We start from the raw sequence: 25,136 nt of genomic DNA, 5'->3' as shown, positions 1-25,136 counted from the left end.
AGTTTAACGCATGTAGGGCTGCAAATGAAACTCCCCAATCTCCAGCAACTGTCCTTTTTCAACTTCTCGGCAGGCAGCCTCTTCCTCGCCCAGTTGCCCGTAAAGCTCCCCCTGACGCGGCTGACCACGGATTCCCTGCCGCGCGAGTAGACAATAGCGACCCGGCCCATCGACAAATAACAAAAAGCGCCCATCAGCGTCTGCCGCAGCTGAACTGAAATCGGGCATCCTGCGGAAATTACGATCCCGGTAGGCTAGAGCAAACGCACCTGCAGCCGGGAGACGGTCTGGACCTAGCACCCTGCCGGCAAAACCAGTTTCGCCCTGATTCATACTCCTCAACAACGGCCTCGGGGCGGTCTGCCGTAAATTGAAATCGATCCGTTTCGCCTGTTCGGACTGCAAAACCAGTGGATTATCGGGGAAGATCGCCCAAGCGTCGCCCGCCTGCGGCCGTCCGCTCAACGGACCCTGCTGCCTTGAACGGGCCAGCAAAAACCAACGGCCCGGCAACAGATCAAGAATATAATGTCCGTCGTTTTCGACTCGAACGGCAAAATCGGCAGGGCCACGAAACCCTCGCTCCTCGCTTTGATAGGCATAGACCCAGGAGCTTTCGGTGACCGCTCCAGTAACCTGCCCATAAACACCGGTTTCCGGTACTTCAAAATCGATTGCCGCCTGTCTTGGGGGTTTCAAACACCCCGATAAACTTGCACAAGCTATTGCAATAATTATAATTTTTCCCAGAAACATTGTTTTTCCAGAAGTAATATTTAAAATCCTTAAGGCAAATGTACTCCTGCGTGCTTCCTGCTGCAAGGGGGAATTCCGCACCCGGGTCTGTGCATTCCAGCAATTGGCAGAAATCCTGCTAAACTGTTACTAGCCATTTGGTAGCCTGAATTTTCCGTAAACAGCAATCATATAAAGAGCTTGGACTTCGCCGAACGACAGCCTAGAGCGCAACATGCAACCGCCTGTCGAAGGAGACAGATACCATGAATGAACAAAGAAATTATCGCCGCATCCCTTTCCATACGGAAGCGGAACTCAATATTGCCGACGCCCCCTATAAATGCGATCTTGTTGATCTGGCTCTCCAGGGCGCGCTCTTCAAAACCGAGCAAGACCTGCCACTGAAAATCAATGATCAGTGCCAACTGACCATTGTTCTACCCTCATCAGATCTGACGTTGGAGTTTGTCGGCGAACTGATTCATCAGCGTGGCCAGTTCTACGGGTTTATTTTCGTTTCCGAGGATGTCGTAACCATGGGTCATTTACGCCGTCTACTGGAACTGAACTTCGGAGACGGCGACCAAGTAGACCAAGAATTCTTTCACTGGTTGAAAAGAAGCGATTAAACAGGAATTCTTTTCTTTTTGCAGTAGTTTCTCAAAACTATCTCGGCCTGGTTCAGGCGTGACAACTTCATGTTCTTCGCTTTGAGTAAAACAACATCGTCAAGTGGAACTGGAAGCTGCCTCACTTCGCGCTGAACAATCCCCAGATTGGCCAAAATCACCTTTAGATCTGCTGGAGAATATTTGTGCAACATTGGTGGAGATAAACTCATGTAACCACGGGCGATATCCTGTGCCATCTTTTTCGGACTGCCACCTATCGCCATCGTTTCCCCATTTTTTGCATGATAAATCTATCTAGAAATGACCTTGCTTTTCCTGCCCCTGTGTGTCATCAATCGCCGCCATGGAGCGTTCGGAACATCTCAAAGGCTTGCTAATGATGTTCACTGCGGTGCTGATTCTCAGCCCCGATTCACTACTGGTACGCCTTATCAAATGCGATATCTGGGTTTTGCTGTTCTGGCGCTGCTTGCTGACCTCTGTAACCACCACGATTCTGCTCTTTCTACGCTACCGAAATCAGCTCTGGAAAAGTTTTCCCAAGATCGGCCGTGCCGGGCTCTATTCATCAGCAACCATCCTCTTCGGTTCAATCATGTTCGTAAACTCGCTCAAGCAGACCGCCGCCGCCAATACCTTGATCATCCTGGCAGCCACGCCGGTAATCAGCAGCCTGCTCAGCTATCTTTTCCTGCGGGAAAAAATTGCCCGCCACACCTGGGCAGCCATTAGTATCTGTTTCTGCGGAATACTCCTGATTTTTTCCGGCAGCTTGACAAGCGGCTTACTGCTGGGGGATCTCCTCGCCTTTGGAGCTACCTGCATGTGGGCGACCAATATCGTCATTCTGCGCTGCGGCAGAGGCATCAATATGATTCCGGCCAACGTCCTTGGAAATTTAGCGGTGGTCCCAATCGCCCTGTTCTTCAGCGACGGTAATCTGCTGCAACTCACTGCCACAGACACCGGCTACCTGCTGCTGCTCGGTGGCCTATTGCTGCCGGTTTCCTTCGCCATGATCACCCTAGGGCCGCGCTACCTGTCAGCTCCGGAAGTCAGCCTGATCCTGCTGGTTGAAACGGTCCTCGGCCCGATCTGGGTCTGGTTGGTTCTGCATGAGGTTCCGCATACACAAACCCTGATTGCCGGTCTGCTGATTCTGGGAGCCCTGATCTGTCATACCCTGCTGAGCATGCGCACAGAGCGGGTGTCGCTATCTAAGAGTTGAAAAACGCTGCCGGTAAACGGTCGGCGAAACCCCGACAATCTGTTTAAACAAGCGGCGGAACGAACTGACATCTTCATAGCCGACTGTTTTGGTGATCTCTTCCAGCAACCACTCGCTGCCGGCCAACAGACGCTTGGCCTGTTCAATCCGCATCCGCTGCACATATTCGAGTGGGGTCTCGCCGGTGGCTTTGCGGAATCGCCGCAGGAAGGTTCGCTCGTTCAATCCGGAATATCGGGCCAACTCCTTGACCACTACCTTGCCGCGGTAATTTTTATCGAGCCACTGCTGCACCTTAAGGACCGGCTCGTCACCATGATTTTTACGGCCGCGAAAGTTAATGAAGGGTGCCTGTTCACGGCGGCTATAGTCGATCAACATCATCCGAGCACAGGCCTTCGCCAGTTGTGCGGAACCGAACTTTTCAATCAAATAGAGGGCCAGATCCTGATGTGCGCTGGTTCCCCCGGCACAGAGGTAGTGCTCGCCATCGACCAGCAAACGATCGATTTGCAGATCGACCTTCGGGTAACGCTGCTTGAAGCGCTCTGCCAACTGCCAATGAGTGGTTGCCGGACAGCCATCCAGCAGCCCGGCTTCCGCCAGTAGAAAAGCCCCTGAGCAAGCGCTGGCAATGACCGCATCACGCCGCGATTGCTGTCGCAGCCAATCGAGCAACTCTTCCTGCTGCAGCAGTTGATCCGGCCGCCCCATCATCCCTGGCACCAAGATCAGGTCGGCATCCTGACACTCTTTTAACGCCCGTTTCGGCATCACCGGCATCCGGTTAAAGCTGGTTACCGGGAGGCCACCGGCTGTAACTATTTCGTGTCGACAGAACGGCTCTTTCAGTTGTGGCTGCTGGCGACGTTTTTCCCAGTTGGCAATCGTAAACAGATCGAGCTGACTGGCAATTCCGGAGAGCAAGCAATTATCGTAGGCAATCATGGCAATTTTGAGCAAAATCACACCCTTTTGGCTAAATTAGTGCGATTATAGACACAAATTTGGCATTGCTCAACCGGTAAATTAAAACCGGCAGAAGAAATTAGCTGCTCTAAAATTCGTCTTTTTCAGCATTAAAAATATCACTAGCGACAAGCTTCCCGCTCGCTATAACACCGCCAGAGCTACCTGGGCGGCGGCCTCCTCAGCCTGCTGTTTCAGCTCAACCACAACCTTTTCGCTATTCCCCCGCTCGGACAGAACCGCACAAACACAACCAGCAGCAAATCGGTACACCAGCCCCATCTTGAACAAGGTTCCCGACTCCATTTCATAATTGAGAATATTCAACCGTCGATACTCCTCGGTGATCCCTTGAAATTCACGCAGCAGGTGTGGGTTGGCGGAATCGCCCCGCTCCTGTCCTTCGTAAAAGGTATCGACGCTGGCGGTCAACCCGAGGTGATAATCGAACCCCAGACGACCTGCCGCTTCGGCGAGCGCAACCGTCAAAAAGGAATCAGCGGCAGCCGGATAATCGCGTGGCGCAATGTCGTTGGCCGCCCCCTGACGACAAAGAGCTGCCTGCGAAATCACCAAACTGCCGACCTTGACCCGCTCCGCGATGCCTCCACAGGTGCCGACCCGGATAATTTTGCGCAAACCAATCTGGACCAGCTCATTGACCACGATCGAGAGCGACGGTGCCCCCATTCCCGAAGTCGAAATGACCAAGCTCGAGCCATCTTCCTTCGCGCACAGGTAGCTGTTCAGGCCACGATTCTCCGACAAAACCCGCAAGCACTCCAACCCCTCGGTTTCCTGGGCGATCCTTCTGGCTCGCTGCGGATCTCCGCACAGCAGCGCTCCTTCAACACAACCGTCCAGATCTTCGGTCCCGAAACCGATATGATAAAGTCGCTCCTTATCCATAAACTCCTCCTACTTCCACATCGACAATGATTTTCAGTTATTCTATCAGTTAAACTGCTATTCTCCGACGAATCACTGATCATAAAAAGGATACCTTGATGAATACACTCTGCCGCTGCCCCTGGGTCGATTTGAAAAAACCGGACTACATCTGCTACCACGATGAAGAATGGGGAGTGCCGGTCTACGACGATCGGACCCAGTTTGAATTCCTGCTTCTCGAGTCGGCGCAGGCGGGCCTATCCTGGTACACGGTGCTGCGAAAACGGGAGAACTACCGGCGGGCATTCACCGGGTTCGATCCGCAGATTGTTGCCAAATTCGGGGAGAAAGAACTTGCACAAATGCTGAAAAATCAGGGCCTGATCCGCAACCGTTTGAAGCTGAACGCCGCAGTCAGCAACGCCCGTCAATTCTTGCAAGTTCAGGAAGAGTTCGGCAGTTTCTGTGCTTACATCTGGCGTTTTGTCGAGGGCAAACCGATCGTCAACGCGCCACGTAATGCAAAAGAGATCCCGGCCACCTCAAAGGAATCAGATGCCTTGAGTAAAGACCTGAAACAGCGCGGCTTTAAATTTGTCGGCTCCACAATCATCTACGCCCACATGCAGGCAACCGGGCTGGTCAACGACCACACTGTCGACTGTTTCCGCCAAGCAGAGCTGCTGTGATCGGCACATACCTCAAGCTTTACCTAGTCGCCTTTTTCTGGGGCGGCACCTTCGTCGCCGGACGCAGCCTGTCCGGCGAAGTCGACCCTGTTTCGGCGGCGTTCTACCGTTTTTTCATTGCGTCACTGTTCCTGCTGGCGATCACAATCAAGCGGGAATCTTTGCCACGCATTTCGTTCCAGCAACTGCTGGTGATCATCTCTCTCGGCGCCAGCGGAATCCTGTCTTACAACCTGTGCTTCTTCAACGGCCTGACACTGATTAAAGCCAGTCGGGCCTCATTGATCATCGCCCTCAACCCAGTCTTCATCACTCTCGCTGCAGCGCTGATCCACCGAGAACCGCTGCCGAAAAGTCGAATTCTCGGCATCCTGCTGTCGGTTTCCGGCGCAATCATCGTCATTACCCAGGGTTATCCGCTAAGCATGTTCGATTCCGGCATCGGCCGCGGAGAGCTGCTGATCTTTGGCTGCGTCATTTCCTGGACCATCTATACGGTGATTGGCAAAACCGCTATGCGAGGCCTCTCCCCACTGGTTTCCGTCTGTTATTCCTCGCTTGCCGGAACGATTTTGCTTTTCTTCTTAGCGTTGTCGCAGGGGAATCTGGCTGCAGTTGTCAGCTACCCGCTCACTGCCCACATCTCGCTGTTCTACCTTGGAATGTTCGGCACCGTGATCGGTTTTATCTGGTATTTTCAGGGGATTAAGGCAATCGGTCCGGCGCGGGCTGCAGTCTTTATCAACTTTGTCCCGGTCAACGCCGTCCTGCTTGCCACACTGATTCTGGGGGAGCCGCTCACTATGGCCCTGCTCACAGGTGGGTTTCTGGTAATCAGCGGTTCTTATTTGGCCAATGCCGAGGCGAAAAAGACTTAATTTCCAGGTTCACCGGCGACCCCACGCTTCCTTCCCACCTTCATAATTTTTTGCCGACGGGAGCCCCGCCAATTCATGCACGGTCCAGACATAAGCGGAACGGATGCCACCGGAACAGTAGTAGACAATTGGCTTTTGTGGATCGACGCCATGTTCCCGAAGCAAAGCAACCAGCTGTTGCCGATCGATCGGCCGCCGCTCTTCCCCCCGGTAAAAATCGCTCCAACTGATCCGAACAGCCCCTGGGATCGCTCCAGCCAGCCATTCGAAAAAAAACCGGGTATCTACCAGCTGAAGATCTTTTTGCTTCACCAGTTCGGCAGTTTCGATGTTGAATTCCGGGTGTTCGCGAACCGTATAGTCAACCGGCGGCCGACTCGTCGGCTCCTCGCCTGTCAGTTCCCCGTGCTGGCTGCGCCACGCCTGTATTCCTCCGTCGAGCAGATAGATCTCTCCAACATGTCCTATCGTCCGAAGCAACCAGCAGACCCAGCCTTCCCCGCCCCAGCTGCTGTCGGCATCCCCATAGATCAACACCGGGCTGTTCTCATGGATTCCCAGCCGACCGAGCAGCTGCGCGATCTCTCGATTGGGCAGTTTACGATAGGCGATACCCTGTTCGTCCGTTTTCGTGTATTGCTGCCAATCGAGCGACAAAGCCCCAAAGATATGCCCTTTTCGCTATGCTTCGATCGGTCGGGCATCAATGATGATCAGGTCACCGGACATCTGACTCAGCTGCTGGACAGAAAGCAGATCCACTAATGCGGCCATGCTGCCCTGTGGCAGCAAAAACAGCAGCAACAGAGCCGCTCCCGCCAACAAGCGACGACCGAACATAGTAACTGTTGCAGTCGGTTTACTTTGAAAATATTGAAAATAGGTACGGAAGAACTGTAACAATAGATCGCCCCTGGAAAACATAATTTACAGAGAATTTTTAGCGATTTTTGAGAGCCTGACAAATGGATTTTTTCAATAAAAGCATTCTCAGCAATCGGTTTTTTTCAGGGCGACAGTTTCCAGCGATAACCGCAAATCATACTATCGCTGCCATCGGGACGGGATTTATACCAGACGCTATGGAGAGCCCCATCAGCCAGTTCAACTGTCGCCGGATAGCCGAGATCGGGAATCTGATAGTAGATTTCACATACATCTTCAGCTTCCTTCTGATCCTGATAGCCAACCGTATCAAGCGTCAAAATAGTTTTCCAGCTCTGCCCGCTACCGTAGGTCAGCGCCACCCGCTGACCGAACGGCTCGCGTCAATGTCCGTAGCTGCTTAGCCACACTCCCGAAGAATGTTGCAACAGGTGCGGACCCCCCAGATGCCGGTCGAAACAACCGAACTCCAAGTGCGCCCGCCATCGGCGCTGATACTCTGCATCAACTGACGATTCTCTACGTCCCTCCCATTGACCCGCATCTGTCCCAACAGGCGACCATTTGGTAACTGCACCAGATGCGGTTCGCAAAGATAAATTCCCTTATGGGCATTTGCAACTGACAAAACCCCGCGCTCCTGACAGGTCTCCCCCTGATCCGTCGAGGCATAACAGGCGATGTTAATCCGTCCTTCCCCGCTGCAATTGCCGAGAAGCAGCAACTCCCCTTCTACCGATAACAGGTCCGTAGGGAGCAGTCCCCGGAGCAGGGCGCAAGCCACTCCATGTTTTGCCCCGATCCCGAGAAATCAGGGTGAAATTGACAAGATACTGACGGCGAATTTAAGTAGTTGTCTGCTCTAGATATGGCTTCCAGCGGGCACCCTCCGTTTCGCCATAATATTTTGTCGCCTCCTGCCAATCGGCGAATATACTGGAGGTGAACAAGCTGACAACCCAACTTCCATCAGGACAAATGATGGCCCCGCAACCCGATCATCATGTGGGGAATCATTGGTAACCTGAGGCTCCGCCCAACCCGCCCCAAATCCCTGCTGCACACCAGCAGGGTTTTCCCGAAAGGACCGACATGATATTTGCGGTCACCGGAAAAGAGCACCAGCAGCTCTCCCTTCGAAGTGCAGGCAACCGTCGGCCAGCCTCAAAACCGGCTGGGGACATCTTTGAGGATATGTTTTTCCAGAACGTTCACCGCCTCTGTTTGCATCAGTTTTTCCCTAATTCAAGAGTGATCCCAAGCCGATCGAGCAATTGCCGGAATTCGGGGGAAAGTGGGGCAACCAATGCAACCTGCCGCCCCGTTTGCGGATGTTCAAAGCCTTGTTTCCAGGCGTGCAGAAGCAACCGGTTGCAACTGAACTGTTGACGAAACATCCTGTTATGCTGACTGTCGCCATAGGTCGTGTCACCTATAAGCGGGTGGAAGATATGTTTGAAATGGCGCCGCAACTGATGCCGCCGTCCAGTTTTCGGTCGGGCTTCGAGCAGAGCATAACGGCTGCTCGTATAGCGCCCGGTGGCGATCGGCAATTCGACCTTTTGCAGAGTCGTGTAGCGAGTCACCGCCGGTCGCGGCTTGTTTGAATTCAATTGCTCGGCGTAGGCCGCTTTAATCGGCCCGTCTACCAAGGGGTAATCGATCTCTCCAATTTCATCGGTCCAACCGCGCACCACAGCCAGGTAACTCTTCTCGACTAGGCGATGCCGGAATTGATCGTTCATTTGCCGCGCGGTTTCCGGGGTTAATGCGAAGAGCAACACCCCGGAAGTCGGCTTATCCAGCCGGTGAACGGGGTAGATCTTCTGTTTCAGCTGGCGCCGCAAGATCTGCAACGCAAAGCGAGTTTCATGGCGATCGATGTTGGTCCGATGCACCAGCAACCCAGAGGGCTTATTGACCGCCACCAGCAGTTTATCCTGATAGAGAATCTCCAGCTGTTCCGACATCACCTTTTTCTCTCTGCAAAAACATTCAAACCCTCTTTTAATAACACCTGCTCTCTTGACCTGCAAGGGCCTCTGCCCTACCCTGTCAAAGTTTCATTTCGTCAAACGCAGGAGCCAATTTTGTTTAACCTGACCGACTTTCTTCAATTTAGCTTTGCCGGCTTAACCAGTGGCGCCATCTACGCCCTGATCGCCCTCGGCTTCTGCGTGGTCAACAACACCATGGGAATCGTCAACTTTGTTCAGGTCGATTTCGTCTCCTTAGGCGGCATGTTGATGTTCACGGCCCTGTTCACCCTCGGCCTGCCGATGATGCCGGGGCTGCTGCTCGCCGTCGCCGGAGTGGGGGTTGTCGCCATGCTAGTGGAACGGTTCGGCCTGCGCCCGGCCCGCTCCGACAATCACCTAGTGCTGATTTTTCTCACCGTGGGCCTGTCGATCATCCTGCGCGGCATCATCAAGCTGATCTGGGGAAAAAACCGGATGGCGCTGCCGCCGTTGACCCCGGATGAGCCAATCAGTCTGTTCGGAGCCACGGTTCTGCCGCAAGCCTTGTGGATTTTGCTGCTGACCATTGTCGCCATCGGCCTGCTTACCTGGTTCTTTTACCGCACCCCGCTTGGCCTATCGATGCGCGCCGTCGCCAGTAATCCGACCGCAGCGGCTGTAGTCGGCATCCCGGCCGGGCGGGTTCGATTGACCAGTTACGCCATTGCCGGAGCGCTAGGTGGTTTGGCCGGGGTGCTGGTCACCCCGATCACTACCCTCAATTACGACGTCGGCGTGCTGCTCGGCTTAAAAGGTTTTGCCGCAGCCATCCTCGGCGGCTTTGGCTCCTTCCCTGGCGCGATTCTTGGCGGCGTCGGGCTGGGCTTGCTCGAATCGCTTTCCGCCGGTTATCTCTCAAGCGCCTATAAGGACGTGGTCGCCTTTGTTGTTCTGTTGCTGGTGCTGTTTGTTCGCCCGAAGGGGTTGTTAGGAAAATAAGGGTTGGAGAATGAGTGAAAAAGTCAAACTATTGATGGGGAACGAAGCGGTCGGCCAAGGACTGATTGAAGCCGGCTGCCAGATCGCCGCGGCATACCCCGGCACCCCGTCGACCGAGATCCTGCAGACGGTTATCGATTCTCGGGACCGGGCCATCGAACCATTGCATGTCGAGTGGTCGATCAACGAGAAGATTGCCTTTGAAGTTGCGTTGGCTGGTAGTTACAGCGGTAAGCGTTCGGTCGCAGTAATGAAGCAGGTTGGCCTCAACGTCGCCGCCGACCCGTTCATGCGCACCGCTTATATCGGCGTTAAAGGCGGCATGCTGACCATCGTCGCTGACGATCCGGGACCGCACAGCTCCCAGAATGAGCAGGATACTCGCCTGTTCTGCCTGCAGGGGCGGGTACCGGTCATCGATCCGGCCAGCCCCGCGGAAGCAAAGGTCTTGATCCCGGCCGCTTTCGAATTGTCGGAAAAATATGAACTGAACATCGTGCTGCGCCCGACCACCCGAATCTGCCACTCGCGGCAGAACGTCACCTTGGGGGAGCCGCTCAAGCTGGGCCGTAGCGCTGATTTTCAGCGCGACCCAACCCGCTGGGCCGCAACCCCGGCGTTTCTGCCTGCGCTGCACCGCAAACTGAACGCAAACCTGGAAAAGATCGCTCAGGAACCGGACTGGCAACCGCGGCTGACCCCCAGCGATAACAGCCAGCCCCGCACCGCGCTGGTCGCTTCCGGCATCGTCTTCAGCAATCTGGTCGACCTGCTCGACGAATTGGGACTAACCGGAAAAATTGACCTTTACCAGGTGCTGATGCCCTACCCCTTGAATCCCTCCTTCAGCGAAACACTCAAACGCGATTACGACCGGGTGCTGGTGCTGGAAGAGACCTACCCGGTGATTGAGCTGCAGCTGGCTCATCCAGGCGCGGTCGGCAAGCAGACCGGCCATGTCCCGCGGGAAGGGGAATTGCTGCCTGATATCCTCCACCAGGTGCTGGCTGATTTTCTCAACCTTGACCAACCTGTGGCACTGCCAGATGAGCGGCGCGGGCAACGTCCTTCGCTCTGCCCCGGCTGTCCGCATCGTGCCGCTTTCTACAGCATCAAGAAGTGCTTCCCGCAAGGGATCTTCCCGTCCGATATCGGCTGCTACACTTTGGGGATGAACCTCGGCGCAGTCAACACCGTCCACTGCATGGGAGCCTGCATTAGCCAAGGGGCAGGCTTTTACCAAGCATACGCCCAAGATGGTGACTTCCCGACCGTTGTTGTCACCATCGGCGACTCGACCTTCTTCCACGCCGGCATTCCGGCGCTGGTGAACGCCGTGGTGCAGCAGGCCCGCATCATTGTGGTGATCCTCGACAACGCCACCACTGCCATGACCGGCGGTCAGCCGGTGCCGCACATGGGCATCGCTGCTGGCGGCAAACCGACCAAGTCGATCGCCATAGAACAGCTGGTCAAGGCGAGTGGGGTCGAGTTCCTCGAAACCTGCGATCCGTACGACAACGAGCAGTTCGAAAAGTTATTGCAGCAGGCAGACGACTATATCCGCAGCCCGGAAGGGGGCGTTGCAGTGTTGATTTCACGCCACGGCTGCATTATGGACCCAAGCGTGCGTAAATCCCAAGAGGCGACGCTGATCCAGATCAATGACAAGTGCATCGGCTGCCGCAAGTGCACCAATGCCTTCGAATGTCCAGCACTGATCTTCGACGAACAGAACAAGGTTGCGCTGATCGATCAGGACCGCTGTATCGGCTGCGGCACCTGCATCCCAGTCTGCCCGGTCGATGCCATAATCAAGGAGAAAAACGGATGAAACAGCAGATCATCGTCAGCGGAATAGGTGGTCAGGGCGTGCTGTTTCTCACCCGGGTCATTGCTCAGGTGGCAGTAAACCGCGGCATCCCCGTGCTGACCTCGGAGACCCACGGTATGGCCCAGCGGGGAGGAACAGTTCTCTCAACGATTAAAATAGGTAACTTCGCCAGCCCTTTGATCCGCGCCGGACAGGCTGATATCGGTCTGTTACTGTGGGATGCCAACCTGCCGGTGCACAAAGGGTTGCTGAAAGAGAATGGAAAACTATTTATCAGCGCTGAACAAACCGGCGAAGGTGAACGGATTGATGCCGCCGGCATTGCCCGCTTGATCGGAAATCCGGTTCTCTCCAATCTGGTGCTGCTCGGATTTGCGGTGAAGCGGCAAGCACTGTTCTGTACATCAGAGGAGTGTGAAAAGGCGATAAGACAGTTGGCACCACAGAAGTTCGTCGAACAGAACCTGGAAGCCTTTAAGCAGGGGCTGAACGGGTAAATAATAGATGACCAGAAAACAGAAAATATTCTACTTTATTACCCTGCACCGCACCGGCCTATGGGTTACTGCCCTGTCGCTGGCGCTGCTGCTGTTTCCACTGGTCGAGAACAACCCCTATACCCTCGGTATCACCAACCTGATCGCCATAAACGCTATCGTCGTGCTGGGACTCAACCTGTTTATCGGCTATGCTGGGCAGATATCCCTCGGTCACGCGGCCTTCTTCGGCCTTGGCGCGTATGGTTCTGCGATCGCCACAGTAAATTTCGAACTCAACCCCTGGCTAGCGATGATGCTGGTAGCCTTGATCGTCGCGCTGGTTGCACTGGTTATCGGCGTCCCTATCTTACGCCTCTCTGGCCACTATCTGGCGATGGCGACCTTGGGATTGAACTTTGTTTTTCACACCATCCTGTTGCAGTGGGATGATGTCACCGGCGGGCCGAGTGGCTTTTACGGTATACCATCGCTGGAAATAGGCGATTTAGTCTTTTTTGATGAAATACGCCTGCACTACCTGCTCTGGGCTTTTGCTCTGCTTTCGCTGTTGCTCTGCCTCAACTTGGTGCGCAGTGGAGTCGGCCGGGGACTGGCAGCGCTGGCCGGCGACGAAACGGCGGCAGCGGCGCTGGGCGTCAATACCCGCAACGCCAAAGTAAAGGTGTTCATCCTCTCGGCGATCCTCGCTTCGCTGGCCGGCAGCCTGTTCGCCCACACCTACAGCTTTATCAGCCCCGATTCGTTCAATATTTTCGTCGCAACCGATTTTGTCATCATGGTGGTAATCGGTGGCATGGGCTCGATCTGGGGCTCGCTGTTCGGTGCCGGTCTGATCACCCTGCTTCCGGAGTGGATGGACCTGTTCGAGACCTATAAAGACTTCGTTCACGGTGGGATTCTGGTGTTGGTGCTGATATTCCTGCCACAGGGGCTGGTCAGTGGCCTGCTCGATATTTTCAAAACCAGAATGACGCTTCGGAGGCAGAAAAATGCTCAGGCTTGATCAGGTCGGCAAAAATTTCGGCGGTCTTCCGGCCTTGAGCAACGTCAGTTTCGAAGTGCCGCAGGGGCTGGTCACAGCCCTAATCGGACCGAACGGTGCAGGAAAGAGCACCCTGATCAACTGTACCACCGGGGTGCTGCAACCGAGTAGCGGCGCGGTGCGTTTTCTGCAGCAGGAGATCACTGCTTTGCCCGCCCATCAGATCGCCCGGCTCGGCATCGCCCGCACCTTCCAGAACCTTAAGCTGTTTCCACGATTGACGGTTCTCGACAATGTCCTGACCGGACTGACCTGCGTAGGGGGCAGATCAATGCTGATGGCGATGCTGCGCCTGCCCTACCTGCGTCACCGCGAGCGGCAACTAAAACTACGCGCCATGGAAGCCCTCGACCGCTTCGGCCTCGCCGATAAAGCCGCCTGGCAGGCCGGGTCGCTGGCTTATGGCGACAAAAAACGGGTGGAACTGGCGCGCGCTACCGTCGGCAGATCGGAACTGCTGCTGCTCGACGAGCCGGTCGCCGGCCTTAACGCTGAGGAAACCGCCGAAGTTGGCGACCAGCTAAAGCTGCTGCGCAGCACTGGACACACCATGTTGCTGGTCGAGCACGATATGGATCTGGTGATGGAAATCGCTGACCAGGTGGTGGTGCTCGACAGCGGCAAGTGTATCGCCACTGGCACGCCGGATGAGGTGCGGAAAAATCCGTTGGTATTGGAAGCCTACCTGGGACGGATGGAGGCAATGGCCTGATGCTGAAAATCAGCAGCTTATCCGCCCACTACGGCCCAGCCCAGGCCCTGTTCGGCGTCGATCTCGAAGTTGCGGCCGGCGAAACGGTGGCGCTGGTCGGGGCCAACGGCGCGGGCAAAAGCACACTGCTCAAGTGCCTGATGGGACTGGTCAAACCAACCGGTGGCGAGATCCTGCTCGACGGCCAGCCGGTTACCGGCAGCAGTCCGGCCAAAATGGTGCGTCTGGGGCTGGCCCTCTCCCCGGAAGGGAGGGAAGTGTTCCCCGAACTGTCAGTACGGGAGAACCTGCAACTTGGCGCCATTCCGCTGAAACTTTCGAAAGCAGAGGAAGCCAGCCGGATCGAAGAGGTTTTTTCCCGCTTCCCGAAGCTCAAGGAGCGCCACCAGCAGCTGGCCGGCACCCTTTCCGGCGGCGAGCAGCAGATGATGGCAATCGGCCGCGCGCTGATGGCCAAACCTCATCTGCTGCTGCTCGACGAACCGAGTCTCGGCATCGCCCCCCTAATCACCGACGAAATATTTGCTATCATTCGGCAACTGAACCGCGCCGGCACCACCATCCTGCTGGTAGAGCAGAACGCTGCCCGCGCACTGTCCGGCTCTGACCGAGCCTATCTGCTAGCCAACGGCAAGATTGTCGAGCAGGGTAAAAGCGAAGAGTTGCTGAACGACCCGATTCTGCGCTCCGCCTTTCTCGGTGCCGCCAGCCAGGAAAACCCGGCTGCAAGTCGACTCGGAGCTGCCGGCCTGACCAATATCCGTTTGGAGAAACCTGATATGCGTCAACAGAAATTTATGCCCGACTTTACCTCTGAGGCAGAACTCAAAGCTCATCAGCTCAAAGGGTTGCAATGGACCGTCCGCCACGCCTACGAAGGTTCGAGCGAATACCGGGAACGGTTTGATGCGGCAGACATCACCCCCGAGATGATTCTGTCTCTCGATGACCTGCTGAAGCTGCCGTTCACCACCGCCGATGACCTGCGCCAAGGCTACCCGTTCCCGCTGCGCGCCGTGCCGTTTGAGCAGATCGTGCGGGTGCATGCGTCATCGGGTACCACCGGCAAGCGTAAAGTCCTCTGCTACACCCAGAAGGATCTGGACGACTGGACCGATTTCTTTGCCCGCTGCTACCAGATGGCTGGCGTAACCCCGCTCGACAGAATCCAGATTGCCGTCGGTTACGGGGTCTGGACAGCTGGCATGGGATTCCAGCTTGGCTGTGAGAAAATAGGTGCCATGGCTGTGCCGGTCGGTCCCGGCAACATCGACATGCAGATCCAGTTTTTGCTCGACTTCCAGTCGACCGTTTTCTGTTCCACCGCCTCGATGGCATTGTTGATGGCAGAGGAGATCCACAAGCGGGGGATCGTCGATAAGATCGCCGTCAACAAGATTATATACGGCTCGGAACGCTCCAGTCGTTCGATGCGGCAAAAAATCTCTGCGCTGTTCGGCGGCGCCGAACTGTTCGACATCACCGGGTTGACCGAACTATACGGCCCAGGCACCGGGATCGAATGTTCCGATCATGACTGCATCCACTACTGGGGGGATTACTACATCTTGGAAATCCTCGATCCGGAGACCTTGCAACCGGTACCGGAAGGGGAATGGGGTGAAATGGTCGTCACCAGTCTCTGCAAAGAAGGCGCACCGCTGATCCGCTACCGCACCCGCGACATTACCCGCATCATCCCCGGCACCTGCAGTTGCGGCAACCCCTTGCCCCGCCACTCCCGGATCAAGGGGCGCTCCGACGACACCATCAAGTTCCGCGGCGTCAATATCTACCCAAGCAGCATCGACACTATCCTGTCGGCGATACCGGGACTCGGTTCCGAGTACCAAATCCACTTGACTCGCGACGAATCGGAACGCGGCCAGATGCACCTACTGGTGGAGCGGGCCGATGGGGTCGATGCCAAGCGCAGCCCGGAACTGATCCACGAGGTGAAATATCAAATCAAGAAACAGCTGCTGGTGTCTGTAGAGGTCGAACTGGTCGATTACGCCAGCCTGCCTCGCTCCGAGAAAAAGAGTCAGCGGATTTTCGACAACCGGATTCAGGATGAAATTGTCTGATCGGGAAAGATAAAACTTTTAAAGTCTGTTGACTTCTCTTAGGTTTTCTGGATTCTTTTACTTTTCAAGGAGGATGTTATGCGGAGGATTCTGGTACTGTTGACCTGCCTGCTGTTGACCGCTAGCCCGCTGCTGGCTGCTGACACCATTAAGCTGGGTGCCTTCTTCGACCTTTCCGGCCGGGCCGCCTTCATCGGCACTCCGACCAAACTGGTCGCCGAGATGGTGGTGGAAAAGATCAATAGCGAGGGTGGTATTAACGGCAAAATGATTGAACTGATTGTCGGTGACACCGAGGCAAACCCAGCCAAAGCGGCCTCTATCGCCAAAAAGTTCATCTACAAAGACAAGGTTGCCGCCATCATCGGCCCCACCCTGACCGATACCGGCATGAACGTGAAAAAGGTTGCCGATCAGGGAAAAACACCAATCTTTATGACCGTCGGCGGCGACCCGGTAATCATGGGCGGCAAGTTCGGCGCTTTCGAATGGGTTTTCAAATCGCCGCAACGCTCCAGCATCGCCGTAGAGAGACTGTTCATGTACCTGAAAGAGAAAGGCCTGACCAAGGTAGCGCTGCTGACCGCTGCTGACGGCTTCGGTAAAGATGGTTCCCGCTGGATGAAGGAGTTCGCTCCGAAGTACGGGATCGAAATTCTCGGCGAAGAGTCGTTCGGCACCCGCGACACAGACATGACTGCTCAGCTAACCAAGGCGAAAAACCTAAAGCCGCAGGCGCTGATCACCTGGACGATCGGCCCGGCAGGCTCGATCGTCGCCAAGAACAAGGCCCAGCTCGGTCTCGAGTTGCCACTGTTCCAGTGCCACGGCCTGCCCGATCCGAAGTACATCGAACTGGCCGGCAAGGCGAGCGAAGGGGACCGGATGCCTTCGACCAAGTTGATGGTTGCCGACGCTCTGCCCGACAGCGACCCACAGAAACCGGTGATCAAGGAGTTTATCAAGCTGTACCAGGAGAAAGGTTACGACAAGCAGTTCCCGATCAACACCCACTCCGGCTACGCCTGGGATGCGATCATGATCGTCGCAGATGCAATTAAGAAGATCGGAACCGATTCTGAAGTGCTGCGCAAGGAGATCGAGAACACCAAAGACTATGTTGGCATCTCCGGAACCTACAACATCACCCCCGAAGACCACAATGGCCTCGGCGTAGATTCGATGGTTATCGTGCAGGTAAAAGACGGCAAGTTTGTAATGGCTGAGTAACTTGTCTTTACCCATAGACAAAATCAAAAAGCCTCCCCGTTAAGGGAGGCTTTTTTTGTTTTACAGGGTCAAACTTTCCCCTGGCTGGAGAATCACAGCCCGACAGTCTGTCTCACGCGCGACCCGTTCAGCCCAGCCTGTGGCATCCTGCTGCAGCAATGGAAACGTGTTGTAATGGATCGGCACCACTTGCTTTGCACGGAGCATTTTCACGGCCCGCAAAGCATCCTCCGGTCCCATGGTGTAATTATCACCAATCGGGATGACCGCCAGATCGAGCCCTTCATCGCCAATCAGCTTCATGTCTCCAAAAAGACCGGTGTCCTGAGCCAGATAAATCTTCTTGCCGTCATTGGTGGTTAAAAGGAAGCCACAGGGGTTGCCACCATAAGAGCCGTCCGGCAGCTGCGAGCCATGCAAGGCCAAGGTAAGCTTGAGGTAACCGAAAGGGTGCTTGAAGCCACCACCGAGATGCTGCCCATGCACTTTCTCCAAGCCCTGCTTAGCACACCAGGTAACAATTTCGTGATTGCTTATAACCTGGGCACCGGTACGTTTGGCAATCTCCAATGCGTCACCGACATGATCCCCGTGGCCATGACTAACCAGGATGAAATCCGCTTCGACCTGTTCCGCCGTGGCCGAGGCCGCAGGATTCCCCGAAAAAAAGGGATCTATCAGCAATTTGAAACCACCCGTTTCCAAGCCGAGAGTTGCATGCCCAAACCAAGTCAATTTGTTCATCAGCAGTCCTTTCTTTCATCTTTTGTACCGATATCAACAAGCCAACCGCTGGTTCATAGCATTCCGAACCGGCTGTTCAGAGAATAGCACAGAATCTTTTTTATTCTGTTATCTGTCACTCTTGGGTTACGCTTGGCAAATGGACAAACTGATCTGCTATTGCTTCAACCATACTGAATCAGACATCCGCAGAGATGTTGAGAAGAAAGGCCACTCCCTGCTGCTGGAAAGCATTATTGCCACTAAGCAGCTAGGAAGCTGCCGCTGCACGACGATGCATCCCGAAACCAGGTGATGCCTGCCGGATGTCCGCCGTGTTTCGGATAAAATTAAAGGGGATTGAAATGACTCAGGGACAAATCATACTAGTGATCATCATCTGCATCCTGCTCGGCGCCGTCATGGCGTTCACCCAGTACGATATGCTGATGGGACCCTAATCACCACTCGGTAAAAGGATTTTTCACCAGGTTGGAATTGAAAAAACGCGGGTTACCGGAGACTTCCTCCCCGACCCAGTCCGGCCGTTCAAACACCGCCTCTTCCGAATCAAGTTCGACCTCGGCCAGAATCAAGCCTTCGTTGGCACCGTAGAACTCGTCGACTTCCCAAACCAGACCGGCATACTTGATCCGATAGCGGGTCTTTTCGATCAACGGCAGCAGGCAAAGATGATCGAGCATCTCCATGGCGTCCTGCTGCGGAATTTCATATTCGTACTCGCTGCGACTGATCCCCTGCGATTTTCCCTTGATGGTCAACTTGCCGGCATCCCCTTCCAGCCGCACCCGCACGGTGCGTTCCGGCTCGGCCGATAGATAGCCCTGCCGGAAGAGAATTCCCGTAGTATTGTCCCGCCAGCTGTCATCTGCCACCAGAAATTTGCGTTCGATCTCAATGGCCATCAACGTCAACCCTATTCAACCACGCCATCATAATAATGCCATTTGCCCCGATAGCGCCGGAAGCGGGACAGCTCGTGCATCTGCTTCTCCTCACCAAACTGCCGGTAGTAGGCGATAAACTCTACTTTGCCGAACTTGTCGAGGAAGCGGCCCTGTTTCTTGCCCAGAATTTCCAGAGCGGTAAATTCGGCTCGATTGGCCCAGGCTTCCATTTCGTCATGGAACTGCGCATCCCGCTTGTCTGGATGGGTGGTCTCGTAGAGATAATTGATCAGTTTCAGCGCATAGGCAGAAAAGCGGGAGCGCATCAGCTGCTCCGCCGTTTTCGCTACCTGCTGACCGGTATGCAGCGGTCCGCAGCACTGCTGATAGATTTTCCCGCTACAGCATGGGCAGTCTTGGTTTGCTCTCAACATCGCGTTACCGCTGATTGCTCGGAAGAGAAATCTGCCCCGACTTTTCCACCCGAATTTTCGGCAGCAACTTGCCAACATCCAACTGGGCGGAAAAATTGAAGTTGAACTTTTCCCGTGGCTGATTCATCAGATCAGTGAACAAGCTGATGGTGCTGAACAGATCAGGCGTTGCCTGCAGCAGCACGTCCCCTTCGCCATAAGCGGCTATCAGCGGCAGTTCACTGGCCACCCCGCTCAACACCCGGTGCCCTTCCAGCTCCACCTCGTAGGTCATGCCGAACAGTTTCAAGGGGATACGGTTAGGGTTGAGAACGTGCAAGCCAATTTCGAATTTCGGCACAATGTTATTCGACGGCAACATCTGGAAACTGCTGACACTGACTCTTGGCTGTTCGAAAATAGGGCTTAAAGTCGCGCAGCCGGCGAGAAATAATAACAGCAGGAGTAGATAACGTAATTTCATTTATTGTACCCTTTTATAAAATCGCTTTCGGTTGACCGCAGTAGTTAAATCCAGCATATTTTCTGTTTTCGCTACAACAGCAGGAGAGGAAAAGATCCCCCTGGTTCCAAGTGGATATCTAAATGTTACGAAAAATTATCATCTTTTGCCTGTTGACCGCAATCCTTCTCCCGCTGATTCTGCTGAAGTTGGCACTCGCCCCCTCGCCACTGGTGACCCAAAGTCGAACACCTGACAGCGCCGCAGCCCAACAAACCAAACTGTTGCTGAAAGATTCCTGGAAGGTGTTGAAGCAGGACCGACAAGCTGAGCTGACGGTGAGGATCGAAGAACTGAATGCAGCAGCAGCGTTCGTCGGTCGAGGAGCTGCTTTTCTAGCCGGCCAGTTTGCCTTGGAAAACCAGACTCTGCACAGCAACGTGTCGCTGAAAATTCCGTCAACTCCCTTCGGCGAATATCTGAATCTTGGCGTCACGATCCTGCCGAGCGAACAGGGTCTGAAACTGGCCAGCTGCAGCATTGGCCAGCTGAAAATCCCCGGCTCCGTCGCCCTCTGGTCGGCGGAGACAGTTCTCAACCTACTCGGTGATGAGCAGCTCGGCAGCCGCCTGCTGGCCACCGTGGAAAACCTGACCTTCGGCGATGACCGACTGCATGTGACCTTCCGCTCCGGGGCCGAGTTCGGGCGTTTGAAAAATCGCCTGCTGGCGGTGCTGAAAGGTTTTTTACGCCAGCAAAGCAGCGATTACGAACTGCAAAGAACCGGCTACTACCTGCAGCTGCTCGACAAGCTGAACCGACAACCGACCAAACTGCAGCCTTCCCTCGGCCAGATTATTCCCCCCCTGTTCCGCAAGGTCGAAAAGGAGTCGCAGAACAGATCGCCACAGGAGGAAAACCGCGCCGCACTGACTGCCCTGTCCATCTACCTTGGGGGCTGGGAGTTTCACCGGCTGTCCAGATATCTGCTCAATCCGCCGACCCCTTTTCCCCGCAACAGCAAATCCAGATTTCTGTTGGCAGGCAGAAACGATTTACGCCAGCACTTCCTGGTTTCCGCCGGCATCAAACTCCTCTCCGATGTACGGATTGGCTTCGCCGTCGGCGAATTCAAGGAGCTGCTCGATGCCAATCCGGGCGGTAGCGGCTTCAGCTTTATCGATTTGGCCGCCGATCGGAGCGGCTTGTGGTTTGCGGAACGGGCAACCGCCTCGGAACAGGGCGCGCGAAAATTTCAGCGCCAGCTAGTTTCACTTACCGGAGAACGTGAATTTTTTCCCGATTTCCGGGACCTTGAGGAAGGCTTGAGCGAAAAGAACTTTATCGATCGCTACGGCAATATCGACAGCATCCGCTATCAGGAAGTTGTTGAACTAATCGACCAGCGCCTGAGCCAGCTCTCCCTCTATCAGTAAAGATAGCTGCGCCGCAGCCGCAATTCCAGCCGCCCCGCCAACCGGGAGCAGATGAAGGTCAGCATAAAATAAAGCAAGGTTACGCTGATCCATACCTCGAAGGTCAGATAGGTCGCCGCCATCAGCTCCATCCCCTGGAAGGTCAGTTCCTGGATCGAAATTACCGAGACGATGGCCGAATCCTTGATCGTCGAGATCGCCTGCCCGGCCAACGGTGGAATCATTTTCTGAAATGCCTGTGGCAGAACAACATGCCGCAGCAGCTGCCAGCGGCGCATCCCCAGCGCCCGCGCCGCATCCCATTGCCCGATCTCAACGGCGTTGATTCCGGCGCGCACGATCTCGCCGATATAAGCCCCCTCGAACAGGGCCAGAGTCATCACCGCGGCAATGAAAGCTTCGACCTGATCGGCCGGAGCCAGCAGCAGCGCAGAAGCGGTTTGCAACCACTGCGGCGCATCTGCCAGGCGCTCACCGACCCGCAACAGTGGCAGGATCTGGTCGCTGAGGAAGAAGTAGAAGATCAGTACCTGCACCAGCGGCGGCAGGTTGCGCAGCAGGGTAACAAAGGTGCCCCCGAGCAGGCGGTTGAATAGAAGCGTACTGGTGCGCAGCAGTCCGGCCAGCAGGCCGATCGACAGGGCCAGCAGCAGGCTCCAGAAGCTGAGGCGGATGGTGGTCAACAAGCCCTGCAGCAGCAGGTTGGCTGTCCAGCCGTTGGTCTCGTCGAAACGGAGCAAGTACTGGGGGATTACCGCCCAGTTCCAGCGATACTCAAGCCCCGCCTCGACCCGATAGCCGAACAGGACCAGCACGCCAAGCAGTAACAACAGCAGAAAGGTATCGAGGCGGCCCCAGCGGAGCCGCCGTTGCATCATCAAACCCTAGCTCCTACTCGACCCGACTCTTCCAGTCCTGGGTGGTGAACCAGTAGTCGTAGCGCTCCTGCAGCCAACCGTCGGCGTTCTTCACCAGAATCCAGTTGTTCAGGTAGTTGAGGAAATCGATATCCCCTTTGCGGATGGCAAAACCGATCGGCTCTTTGGTAAAGGTTTTCCCCACCAGCGGCAAAAACAGCTTGTCGGCATATTTGATGGTCTGGAATTCCGGGAACGGCTGCGAAGAGACCATTGCCGCAGCGCGGTTGTTGAGCACTTCCTGCAGCGCCTGTCCCTCGTCGTCAAACAGCCGCAGCTGTGCTTGTGGCAGATATTTCTTGGCAGCAGCAGCAGCGGTGGTGCCGATCCGCGCGACGATGGTCAGCTCCGGATCGTTATAGGTATCAAGCCCCATCTTGCCGGCAGCCAGTTTTCGGTTGGCGACGATCGACATGCCGCTGAATTCGTACGGGTTGCTGAAGTTCACCTTCAGGTTGCGTTGCGGCGTAATCCCCATACCGCCGATGATGATGTCGAACTTGCCGGTCAGCAACGCCGGGATGATCCCCGACCACTTGGTCGGCACGAACTGTACCTCCACTCCCATGTCGGCCGCCAGCCGCTCGGCGACCTCGATCTCGAAACCGGTATAGCCGCCCTGCTTATCCTTCATCGCCCAGGGAACAAAGGTGGAAAAACCGACCCGCAGCGTATTTTTGTCGATCACTTTTTCCAGGGTGCTCTGCTCAATCAGATCATGCCGCGCCTCTCCCGCCCAAAGTGGGGAAACCATCAGCGCGCCCAGCAACAGCAAAGCCATCGCATTTCTCAATTTCATACGCATTCCTCCGTGGGATAGCAGTTTAATAGACAGCTAAAATTCGTTCCAAATATCTTACCAAAAGAGACAGAAGAGAGGTGACCGCCAGGTAGATTGCCGCCACCGTGAACCAGATCTCGAAGGTCAGAAAGGTCTCGGCAACAATCTGCTGACCTTGCATGGTCAGGTCGTATATAGCGATGGTCGATACCAGCGCCGAGTCCTTGATCAGCGACACTCCCTGGCTGGTCAGGGGCGGAATCATCTGCCGGAGCGCTTGCGGCAGGATGATGAAACGGTAGGTTTGCGCGATCCGCAAGCCGAGCGACGCCGAAGACTCCCACTGCCCGAGCGGAATCGACAGAATCCCGGCGCGGATAATCTCCGAGGCGTAGGCCCCCTCGAACAGGCTGAGCGCCAGCACCGCCGAGCTGAAACGACCAAGATCAAGGATCGGCGCAAAAACGAAATAGATGATGAAAATCTGAATCAGTAGAGGGGTGTTGCGAATCGTCTCCAGATAACCCCAGGCGATCCCTTTCGCCATCGGACTGGTCGACAAGCGCATCAACGCCGCAAGCAAGCCGATCAGCAGGGAGAGCAGCAGGCTGCCAGCGGTGATTTTCAACGTCAGCCAAAGCCCCTGCAACAGAAGGCCAGCCTGCCAGCCGTCAGCGGTAGATTTGATCAGGTAACGGGGAACCCGGTTCCACTGCCAGTTGTAACCGAGATTTTCCGCCCCCTGCACAAGAACCCAGCAACACCCGCCCAACACCAGCAAAAAGGCGAAAATTTGCAGCAGTGTGTTCAGACACAGCGATTTTGGCAGGCTCGGGGGAAAAATCGCACAGCTCCTTAACCGCGTTGACAGCCCGGTTTGTTTTTCAGGACATACTGCTGATGATACTCTTCTGCACGCCAAAACGGCCCTGCAGAGGTGATTTCAGTCACAATCGGATCGGAATATTTGCCGGACGCTTCCAGTTCTGCCTTTGACTGTTCGGCGAGTTGCCGCTGCTGTTCACTGTGGCAGAAGATTGCCGAACGATATTGGCTGCCGATATCCCAGCCCTGGCGATTCAGGGTGGTTGGATTGTGTTTATCCCAGAATGTTTCCAGCAGCTGCTGATAACTGATCACTGTCGGATCGAAGTGCAGATCGACCACCTCGGCATGCCCGGTCTCACCGGTACAAACCAGCCGATAAGTCGGATTTTCGACGTTGCCGCCCATATAGCCGACCGCTGTCTCCGCCACGCCGTCGAGAGTGCGAAACGCTTCTTCTACTCCCCAGAAGCAGCCTGCGGCAAAGGTCGCCCGTTCCATATTCAACTCCGTTTCAGCAACTGCTGCCCGACCCAGTAACGGGAAAACTGCAAGGCCGTACGCCCACAGCGCTTGCTCTTGTCATGCGACCACTTCAGGGCCGCGTCGCGCAGCTCCTGATTCCATTCTACGCGAATGCCACTTTCGGCGGCCAGTCGGCTGGTGATTTGTTTGACCAGCTCAAAGTACTGATCCTGACTGAACAGGTGGAAGGGCACCCAGAGGCCGAAGCGGTCGGCCAGCGAGCTTTTCTCCTCGACCCCTTCGCCGGCATGCAGCTCGTTGTTGACCATTTTGAAACCGAGGTTGTCGGTCTCGTACTCCGGCAACAGGTAACGGCGATTGGAGGTGACATAAAAGCGGACATTCTGCGGCGCGGCATAGACTGAGCCATCGAGAGCGCTTTTCAGCATCTTGTAACTCGACTCTCCCGCCTCGAAGGAAAGGTCATCACAGAGGATGACAAATCGGAACTCCTCTCCCTTGATGGAGGAGAAAATATCGGGCAGATAGACCAGGTCATCCTTGTCAACCTGAATAACCCGCAGGCCCTGCTCGGCATATTTATTCAGCAGCGCCCGCACCAGCGTCGATTTGCCGGTGCCACGGGTTCCCCAGAGCAGTACATTGTTGGCAGGATAGCCGTTGACAAACTGGCGGGTGTTGTCGTCGAGGATCTGCTTCTGCTTGTCGATGCCGAGCAGGTCGTCCAGCTGCACCGGTTCGACCTCGTCGACCGGTTCCAGATAGCCGGCAAAGGAATGACGCCGCCAGTTGGCAGCAATTGTGGAACTCCAATCGACAGCGCCAACCGCTTTCGGTAGCAACTGTTCCACCGAAGCCAGAACCCGCCGCAGTTGCCCTTTTAGGTCCTCATCATTTTCGAACATCCGGTTC

The 25,136-nt window shown here is 55.3% G+C and carries 30 protein-coding genes; 12 read left to right on the top strand and 18 right to left on the bottom strand.

Translation table 11 applies throughout. The features are described from left to right. Positions 1–3: 3 nt before the first annotated feature. On the bottom strand, positions 4–699 hold the full coding sequence (locus Q7J88_RS07210) for a hypothetical protein (protein WP_303721492.1): 696 nt from the start codon (positions 697–699) through the stop codon (positions 4–6). Positions 700–1,001: 302 nt separating this feature from the next. On the opposite strand from Q7J88_RS07210, the gene Q7J88_RS07205 reads away from it, so the two are divergent. Further along, positions 1,002–1,367, top strand: a complete 366-nt coding sequence (locus Q7J88_RS07205) for a PilZ domain-containing protein (protein ID WP_303721491.1) — start codon at positions 1,002–1,004, stop codon at positions 1,365–1,367. Here Q7J88_RS07205 and Q7J88_RS07200 read toward each other — a convergent pair. Further along, positions 1,364–1,606, bottom strand: a complete 243-nt coding sequence (locus Q7J88_RS07200; protein WP_303721490.1) for a hypothetical protein — start codon at positions 1,604–1,606, stop codon at positions 1,364–1,366. The two genes, Q7J88_RS07205 and Q7J88_RS07200, sit on opposite strands and share 4 nt — an antisense overlap. Before the next feature lie 140 nt (positions 1,607–1,746). Between Q7J88_RS07200 and Q7J88_RS07195 the strand changes: the two genes are divergently transcribed. Beyond that, positions 1,747–2,598 carry a DMT family transporter gene (locus Q7J88_RS07195; protein ID WP_303721489.1) on the top strand — a complete coding sequence of 284 codons (852 nt, stop codon included), beginning with the start codon at positions 1,747–1,749 and terminating at the stop codon, positions 2,596–2,598. Here Q7J88_RS07195 and Q7J88_RS07190 read toward each other — a convergent pair. Together Q7J88_RS07190 and Q7J88_RS07185 are read right to left on the bottom strand one after the other, a co-directional pair. Next, entirely contained in the window at positions 2,584–3,561 is a 978-nt protein-coding gene (locus Q7J88_RS07190; RefSeq protein ID WP_303721488.1) for a GlxA family transcriptional regulator, read from the bottom strand. The two genes, Q7J88_RS07195 and Q7J88_RS07190, sit on opposite strands and share 15 nt — an antisense overlap. 150 nt (positions 3,562–3,711) lie before the next feature. Next, entirely contained in the window at positions 3,712–4,476 is a 765-nt protein-coding gene (locus Q7J88_RS07185) for a nucleoside phosphorylase (RefSeq protein WP_303721487.1), read from the bottom strand. A 98-nt stretch (positions 4,477–4,574) separates the two neighbouring features. Between Q7J88_RS07185 and Q7J88_RS07180 the strand changes: the two genes are divergently transcribed. Together Q7J88_RS07180 and Q7J88_RS07175 are read left to right on the top strand one after the other, a co-directional pair. Then, the gene (locus Q7J88_RS07180) at positions 4,575–5,147 is read left to right on the top strand and encodes a DNA-3-methyladenine glycosylase I (RefSeq protein ID WP_303721486.1); all 573 of its coding nucleotides are present in this window, start codon (positions 4,575–4,577) and stop codon (positions 5,145–5,147) included. Beyond that, complete coding sequence (locus Q7J88_RS07175) at positions 5,144–6,025, top strand: DMT family transporter (protein ID WP_303721485.1); 882 nt, start codon at positions 5,144–5,146, stop codon at positions 6,023–6,025. The genes Q7J88_RS07180 and Q7J88_RS07175 overlap by 4 nt, the downstream gene beginning before the upstream one ends. 9 nt (positions 6,026–6,034) lie before the next feature. On the opposite strand, the gene Q7J88_RS07170 is transcribed toward Q7J88_RS07175, so the two are convergent. The 5 genes from Q7J88_RS07170 to Q7J88_RS07150 all read right to left on the bottom strand — a co-directional run bounded on the left by Q7J88_RS07170 (position 6,035) and on the right by Q7J88_RS07150 (position 8,880). Beyond that, positions 6,035–6,694, bottom strand: a complete 660-nt coding sequence (locus Q7J88_RS07170; protein WP_303721611.1) for a sulfurtransferase — start codon at positions 6,692–6,694, stop codon at positions 6,035–6,037. Between the two features lie 12 nt (positions 6,695–6,706). Beyond that, positions 6,707–6,928: a hypothetical protein gene (locus tag Q7J88_RS07165; RefSeq protein ID WP_303721484.1), complete on the bottom strand. Its 222-nt coding sequence runs from the start codon at positions 6,926–6,928 to the stop codon at positions 6,707–6,709. 104 nt (positions 6,929–7,032) lie between these two features. Beyond that, on the bottom strand, positions 7,033–7,272 hold the full coding sequence (locus Q7J88_RS07160; RefSeq protein WP_303721483.1) for a hypothetical protein: 240 nt from the start codon (positions 7,270–7,272) through the stop codon (positions 7,033–7,035). A gap of 38 nt (positions 7,273–7,310) precedes the next feature. Next, positions 7,311–7,694: a sialidase family protein gene (locus Q7J88_RS07155; RefSeq protein WP_303721482.1), complete on the bottom strand. Its 384-nt coding sequence runs from the start codon at positions 7,692–7,694 to the stop codon at positions 7,311–7,313. A gap of 445 nt (positions 7,695–8,139) precedes the next feature. Then, positions 8,140–8,880: a pseudouridine synthase gene (locus tag Q7J88_RS07150; RefSeq protein ID WP_303721481.1), complete on the bottom strand. Its 741-nt coding sequence runs from the start codon at positions 8,878–8,880 to the stop codon at positions 8,140–8,142. A gap of 120 nt (positions 8,881–9,000) precedes the next feature. Here Q7J88_RS07150 and Q7J88_RS07145 point away from each other — a divergent pair, with 120 nt between their 5' ends. The 7 genes from Q7J88_RS07145 (at position 9,001) to Q7J88_RS07115 (ending at position 17,272) form a co-directional block, all read left to right on the top strand. Further along, on the top strand, positions 9,001–9,867 hold the full coding sequence (locus Q7J88_RS07145; RefSeq protein WP_303721480.1) for a branched-chain amino acid ABC transporter permease: 867 nt from the start codon (positions 9,001–9,003) through the stop codon (positions 9,865–9,867). 10 nt (positions 9,868–9,877) lie between these two features. Next, the gene (locus tag Q7J88_RS07140) at positions 9,878–11,701 is read left to right on the top strand and encodes a thiamine pyrophosphate-dependent enzyme (protein WP_303721479.1); all 1,824 of its coding nucleotides are present in this window, start codon (positions 9,878–9,880) and stop codon (positions 11,699–11,701) included. Then, a complete protein-coding gene (locus Q7J88_RS07135; protein WP_303721478.1) occupies positions 11,698–12,198 on the top strand; it encodes a 2-oxoacid:acceptor oxidoreductase family protein in 501 nt (166 codons plus the stop codon). Before Q7J88_RS07140 ends, Q7J88_RS07135 begins: the two co-directional genes overlap by 4 nt. Positions 12,199–12,205: 7 nt before the next feature. Next, the gene (locus tag Q7J88_RS07130; RefSeq protein ID WP_303721477.1) at positions 12,206–13,204 is read left to right on the top strand and encodes a branched-chain amino acid ABC transporter permease; all 999 of its coding nucleotides are present in this window, start codon (positions 12,206–12,208) and stop codon (positions 13,202–13,204) included. Beyond that, complete coding sequence (locus Q7J88_RS07125) at positions 13,191–13,955, top strand: ABC transporter ATP-binding protein (protein WP_303721476.1); 765 nt, start codon at positions 13,191–13,193, stop codon at positions 13,953–13,955. Before Q7J88_RS07130 ends, Q7J88_RS07125 begins: the two co-directional genes overlap by 14 nt. Beyond that, positions 13,955–16,042 (top strand): ATP-binding cassette domain-containing protein, encoded by a 2,088-nt coding sequence (locus Q7J88_RS07120; protein ID WP_303721475.1) that lies wholly within the window; start codon positions 13,955–13,957, stop codon positions 16,040–16,042. Before Q7J88_RS07125 ends, Q7J88_RS07120 begins: the two co-directional genes overlap by 1 nt. 78 nt (positions 16,043–16,120) lie before the next feature. Then, complete coding sequence (locus Q7J88_RS07115) at positions 16,121–17,272, top strand: ABC transporter substrate-binding protein (protein WP_303721474.1); 1,152 nt, start codon at positions 16,121–16,123, stop codon at positions 17,270–17,272. 60 nt (positions 17,273–17,332) lie between these two features. Here the strand turns inward: Q7J88_RS07115 and Q7J88_RS07110 are convergent, their stop codons facing one another. From Q7J88_RS07110 to Q7J88_RS07095, 4 genes are all read right to left on the bottom strand, one after another. After that, positions 17,333–18,016: a metal-dependent hydrolase gene (locus Q7J88_RS07110; protein WP_303721473.1), complete on the bottom strand. Its 684-nt coding sequence runs from the start codon at positions 18,014–18,016 to the stop codon at positions 17,333–17,335. A 440-nt stretch (positions 18,017–18,456) separates the two neighbouring features. Then, positions 18,457–18,921, bottom strand: a complete 465-nt coding sequence (locus Q7J88_RS07105; RefSeq protein ID WP_303721472.1) for a CYTH domain-containing protein — start codon at positions 18,919–18,921, stop codon at positions 18,457–18,459. A gap of 11 nt (positions 18,922–18,932) precedes the next feature. Next, positions 18,933–19,337, bottom strand: a complete 405-nt coding sequence (locus Q7J88_RS07100) for a YchJ family protein (protein ID WP_303721471.1) — start codon at positions 19,335–19,337, stop codon at positions 18,933–18,935. A 4-nt stretch (positions 19,338–19,341) separates the two neighbouring features. Next, positions 19,342–19,800 carry an LEA type 2 family protein gene (locus Q7J88_RS07095; RefSeq protein WP_303721470.1) on the bottom strand — a complete coding sequence of 153 codons (459 nt, stop codon included), beginning with the start codon at positions 19,798–19,800 and terminating at the stop codon, positions 19,342–19,344. A gap of 122 nt (positions 19,801–19,922) precedes the next feature. Here Q7J88_RS07095 and Q7J88_RS07090 point away from each other — a divergent pair, with 122 nt between their 5' ends. Then, positions 19,923–21,215 (top strand): hypothetical protein, encoded by a 1,293-nt coding sequence (locus Q7J88_RS07090; protein ID WP_303721469.1) that lies wholly within the window; start codon positions 19,923–19,925, stop codon positions 21,213–21,215. Here Q7J88_RS07090 and Q7J88_RS07085 read toward each other — a convergent pair. The 5 genes from Q7J88_RS07085 to Q7J88_RS07065 form a co-directional block, all read right to left on the bottom strand. Next, positions 21,209–22,093 carry an amino acid ABC transporter permease gene (locus Q7J88_RS07085; protein ID WP_303721467.1) on the bottom strand — a complete coding sequence of 295 codons (885 nt, stop codon included), beginning with the start codon at positions 22,091–22,093 and terminating at the stop codon, positions 21,209–21,211. The two genes, Q7J88_RS07090 and Q7J88_RS07085, sit on opposite strands and share 7 nt — an antisense overlap. Positions 22,094–22,106: 13 nt before the next feature. Continuing rightward, on the bottom strand, positions 22,107–22,931 hold the full coding sequence (locus Q7J88_RS07080; RefSeq protein ID WP_303721465.1) for a transporter substrate-binding domain-containing protein: 825 nt from the start codon (positions 22,929–22,931) through the stop codon (positions 22,107–22,109). A gap of 25 nt (positions 22,932–22,956) precedes the next feature. Beyond that, the gene (locus Q7J88_RS07075; protein WP_303721464.1) at positions 22,957–23,661 is read right to left on the bottom strand and encodes an amino acid ABC transporter permease; all 705 of its coding nucleotides are present in this window, start codon (positions 23,659–23,661) and stop codon (positions 22,957–22,959) included. Between the two features lie 107 nt (positions 23,662–23,768). Then, a complete protein-coding gene (msrA, locus tag Q7J88_RS07070; RefSeq protein ID WP_303721463.1) occupies positions 23,769–24,239 on the bottom strand; it encodes a peptide-methionine (S)-S-oxide reductase MsrA in 471 nt (156 codons plus the stop codon). A gap of 2 nt (positions 24,240–24,241) precedes the next feature. Continuing rightward, positions 24,242–25,129, bottom strand: a complete 888-nt coding sequence (locus tag Q7J88_RS07065) for an ATP-binding protein (RefSeq protein ID WP_303721462.1) — start codon at positions 25,127–25,129, stop codon at positions 24,242–24,244. Between the last annotated feature and the right edge of the window lie 7 nt (positions 25,130–25,136).

This window comes from Malonomonas rubra (assembly GCF_003247215.1).
GTDB classification, from domain to species: Bacteria; Desulfobacterota; Desulfuromonadia; order Desulfuromonadales; family Geopsychrobacteraceae; genus Malonomonas; species Malonomonas rubra_A.
Note: the sequence above shows the minus strand (reverse complement) of the source record. Positions and strands in the feature narration are given on the sequence as shown.

Bases quoted from the DNA above. Each gene is read 5' to 3' on its own strand.
- Q7J88_RS07205 (WP_303721491.1), top strand. From the start codon at position 1,002: ATGAATGAACAAAGAAATTATCGCCGCATCCCTTTCCATACGGAAGCG.
- Q7J88_RS07200 (WP_303721490.1), bottom strand. From the start codon at position 1,606: ATGGCACAGGATATCGCCCGTGGTTACATGAGTTTATCTCCACCAATG.
- Q7J88_RS07195 (WP_303721489.1), top strand. From the start codon at position 1,747: ATGATGTTCACTGCGGTGCTGATTCTCAGCCCCGATTCACTACTGGTA.
- Q7J88_RS07185 (WP_303721487.1), bottom strand. From the start codon at position 4,476: ATGGATAAGGAGCGACTTTATCATATCGGTTTCGGGACCGAAGATCTG.
- Q7J88_RS07180 (WP_303721486.1), top strand. From the start codon at position 4,575: ATGAATACACTCTGCCGCTGCCCCTGGGTCGATTTGAAAAAACCGGAC.
- Q7J88_RS07150 (WP_303721481.1), bottom strand. From the start codon at position 8,880: ATGTCGGAACAGCTGGAGATTCTCTATCAGGATAAACTGCTGGTGGCG.
- Q7J88_RS07140 (WP_303721479.1), top strand. From the start codon at position 9,878: ATGAGTGAAAAAGTCAAACTATTGATGGGGAACGAAGCGGTCGGCCAA.
- Q7J88_RS07135 (WP_303721478.1), top strand. From the start codon at position 11,698: ATGAAACAGCAGATCATCGTCAGCGGAATAGGTGGTCAGGGCGTGCTG.
- Q7J88_RS07130 (WP_303721477.1), top strand. From the start codon at position 12,206: ATGACCAGAAAACAGAAAATATTCTACTTTATTACCCTGCACCGCACC.
- Q7J88_RS07125 (WP_303721476.1), top strand. From the start codon at position 13,191: ATGCTCAGGCTTGATCAGGTCGGCAAAAATTTCGGCGGTCTTCCGGCC.
- Q7J88_RS07120 (WP_303721475.1), top strand. From the start codon at position 13,955: ATGCTGAAAATCAGCAGCTTATCCGCCCACTACGGCCCAGCCCAGGCC.
- Q7J88_RS07115 (WP_303721474.1), top strand. From the start codon at position 16,121: ATGCGGAGGATTCTGGTACTGTTGACCTGCCTGCTGTTGACCGCTAGC.
- Q7J88_RS07110 (WP_303721473.1), bottom strand. From the start codon at position 18,016: ATGAACAAATTGACTTGGTTTGGGCATGCAACTCTCGGCTTGGAAACG.
- Q7J88_RS07105 (WP_303721472.1), bottom strand. From the start codon at position 18,921: ATGGCCATTGAGATCGAACGCAAATTTCTGGTGGCAGATGACAGCTGG.
- Q7J88_RS07100 (WP_303721471.1), bottom strand. From the start codon at position 19,337: ATGTTGAGAGCAAACCAAGACTGCCCATGCTGTAGCGGGAAAATCTAT.
- Q7J88_RS07095 (WP_303721470.1), bottom strand. From the start codon at position 19,800: ATGAAATTACGTTATCTACTCCTGCTGTTATTATTTCTCGCCGGCTGC.
- Q7J88_RS07090 (WP_303721469.1), top strand. From the start codon at position 19,923: ATGTTACGAAAAATTATCATCTTTTGCCTGTTGACCGCAATCCTTCTC.
- Q7J88_RS07085 (WP_303721467.1), bottom strand. From the start codon at position 22,093: ATGATGCAACGGCGGCTCCGCTGGGGCCGCCTCGATACCTTTCTGCTG.
- Q7J88_RS07080 (WP_303721465.1), bottom strand. From the start codon at position 22,931: ATGAAATTGAGAAATGCGATGGCTTTGCTGTTGCTGGGCGCGCTGATG.
- msrA (WP_303721463.1), bottom strand. From the start codon at position 24,239: ATGGAACGGGCGACCTTTGCCGCAGGCTGCTTCTGGGGAGTAGAAGAA.
- Q7J88_RS07065 (WP_303721462.1), bottom strand. From the start codon at position 25,129: ATGTTCGAAAATGATGAGGACCTAAAAGGGCAACTGCGGCGGGTTCTG.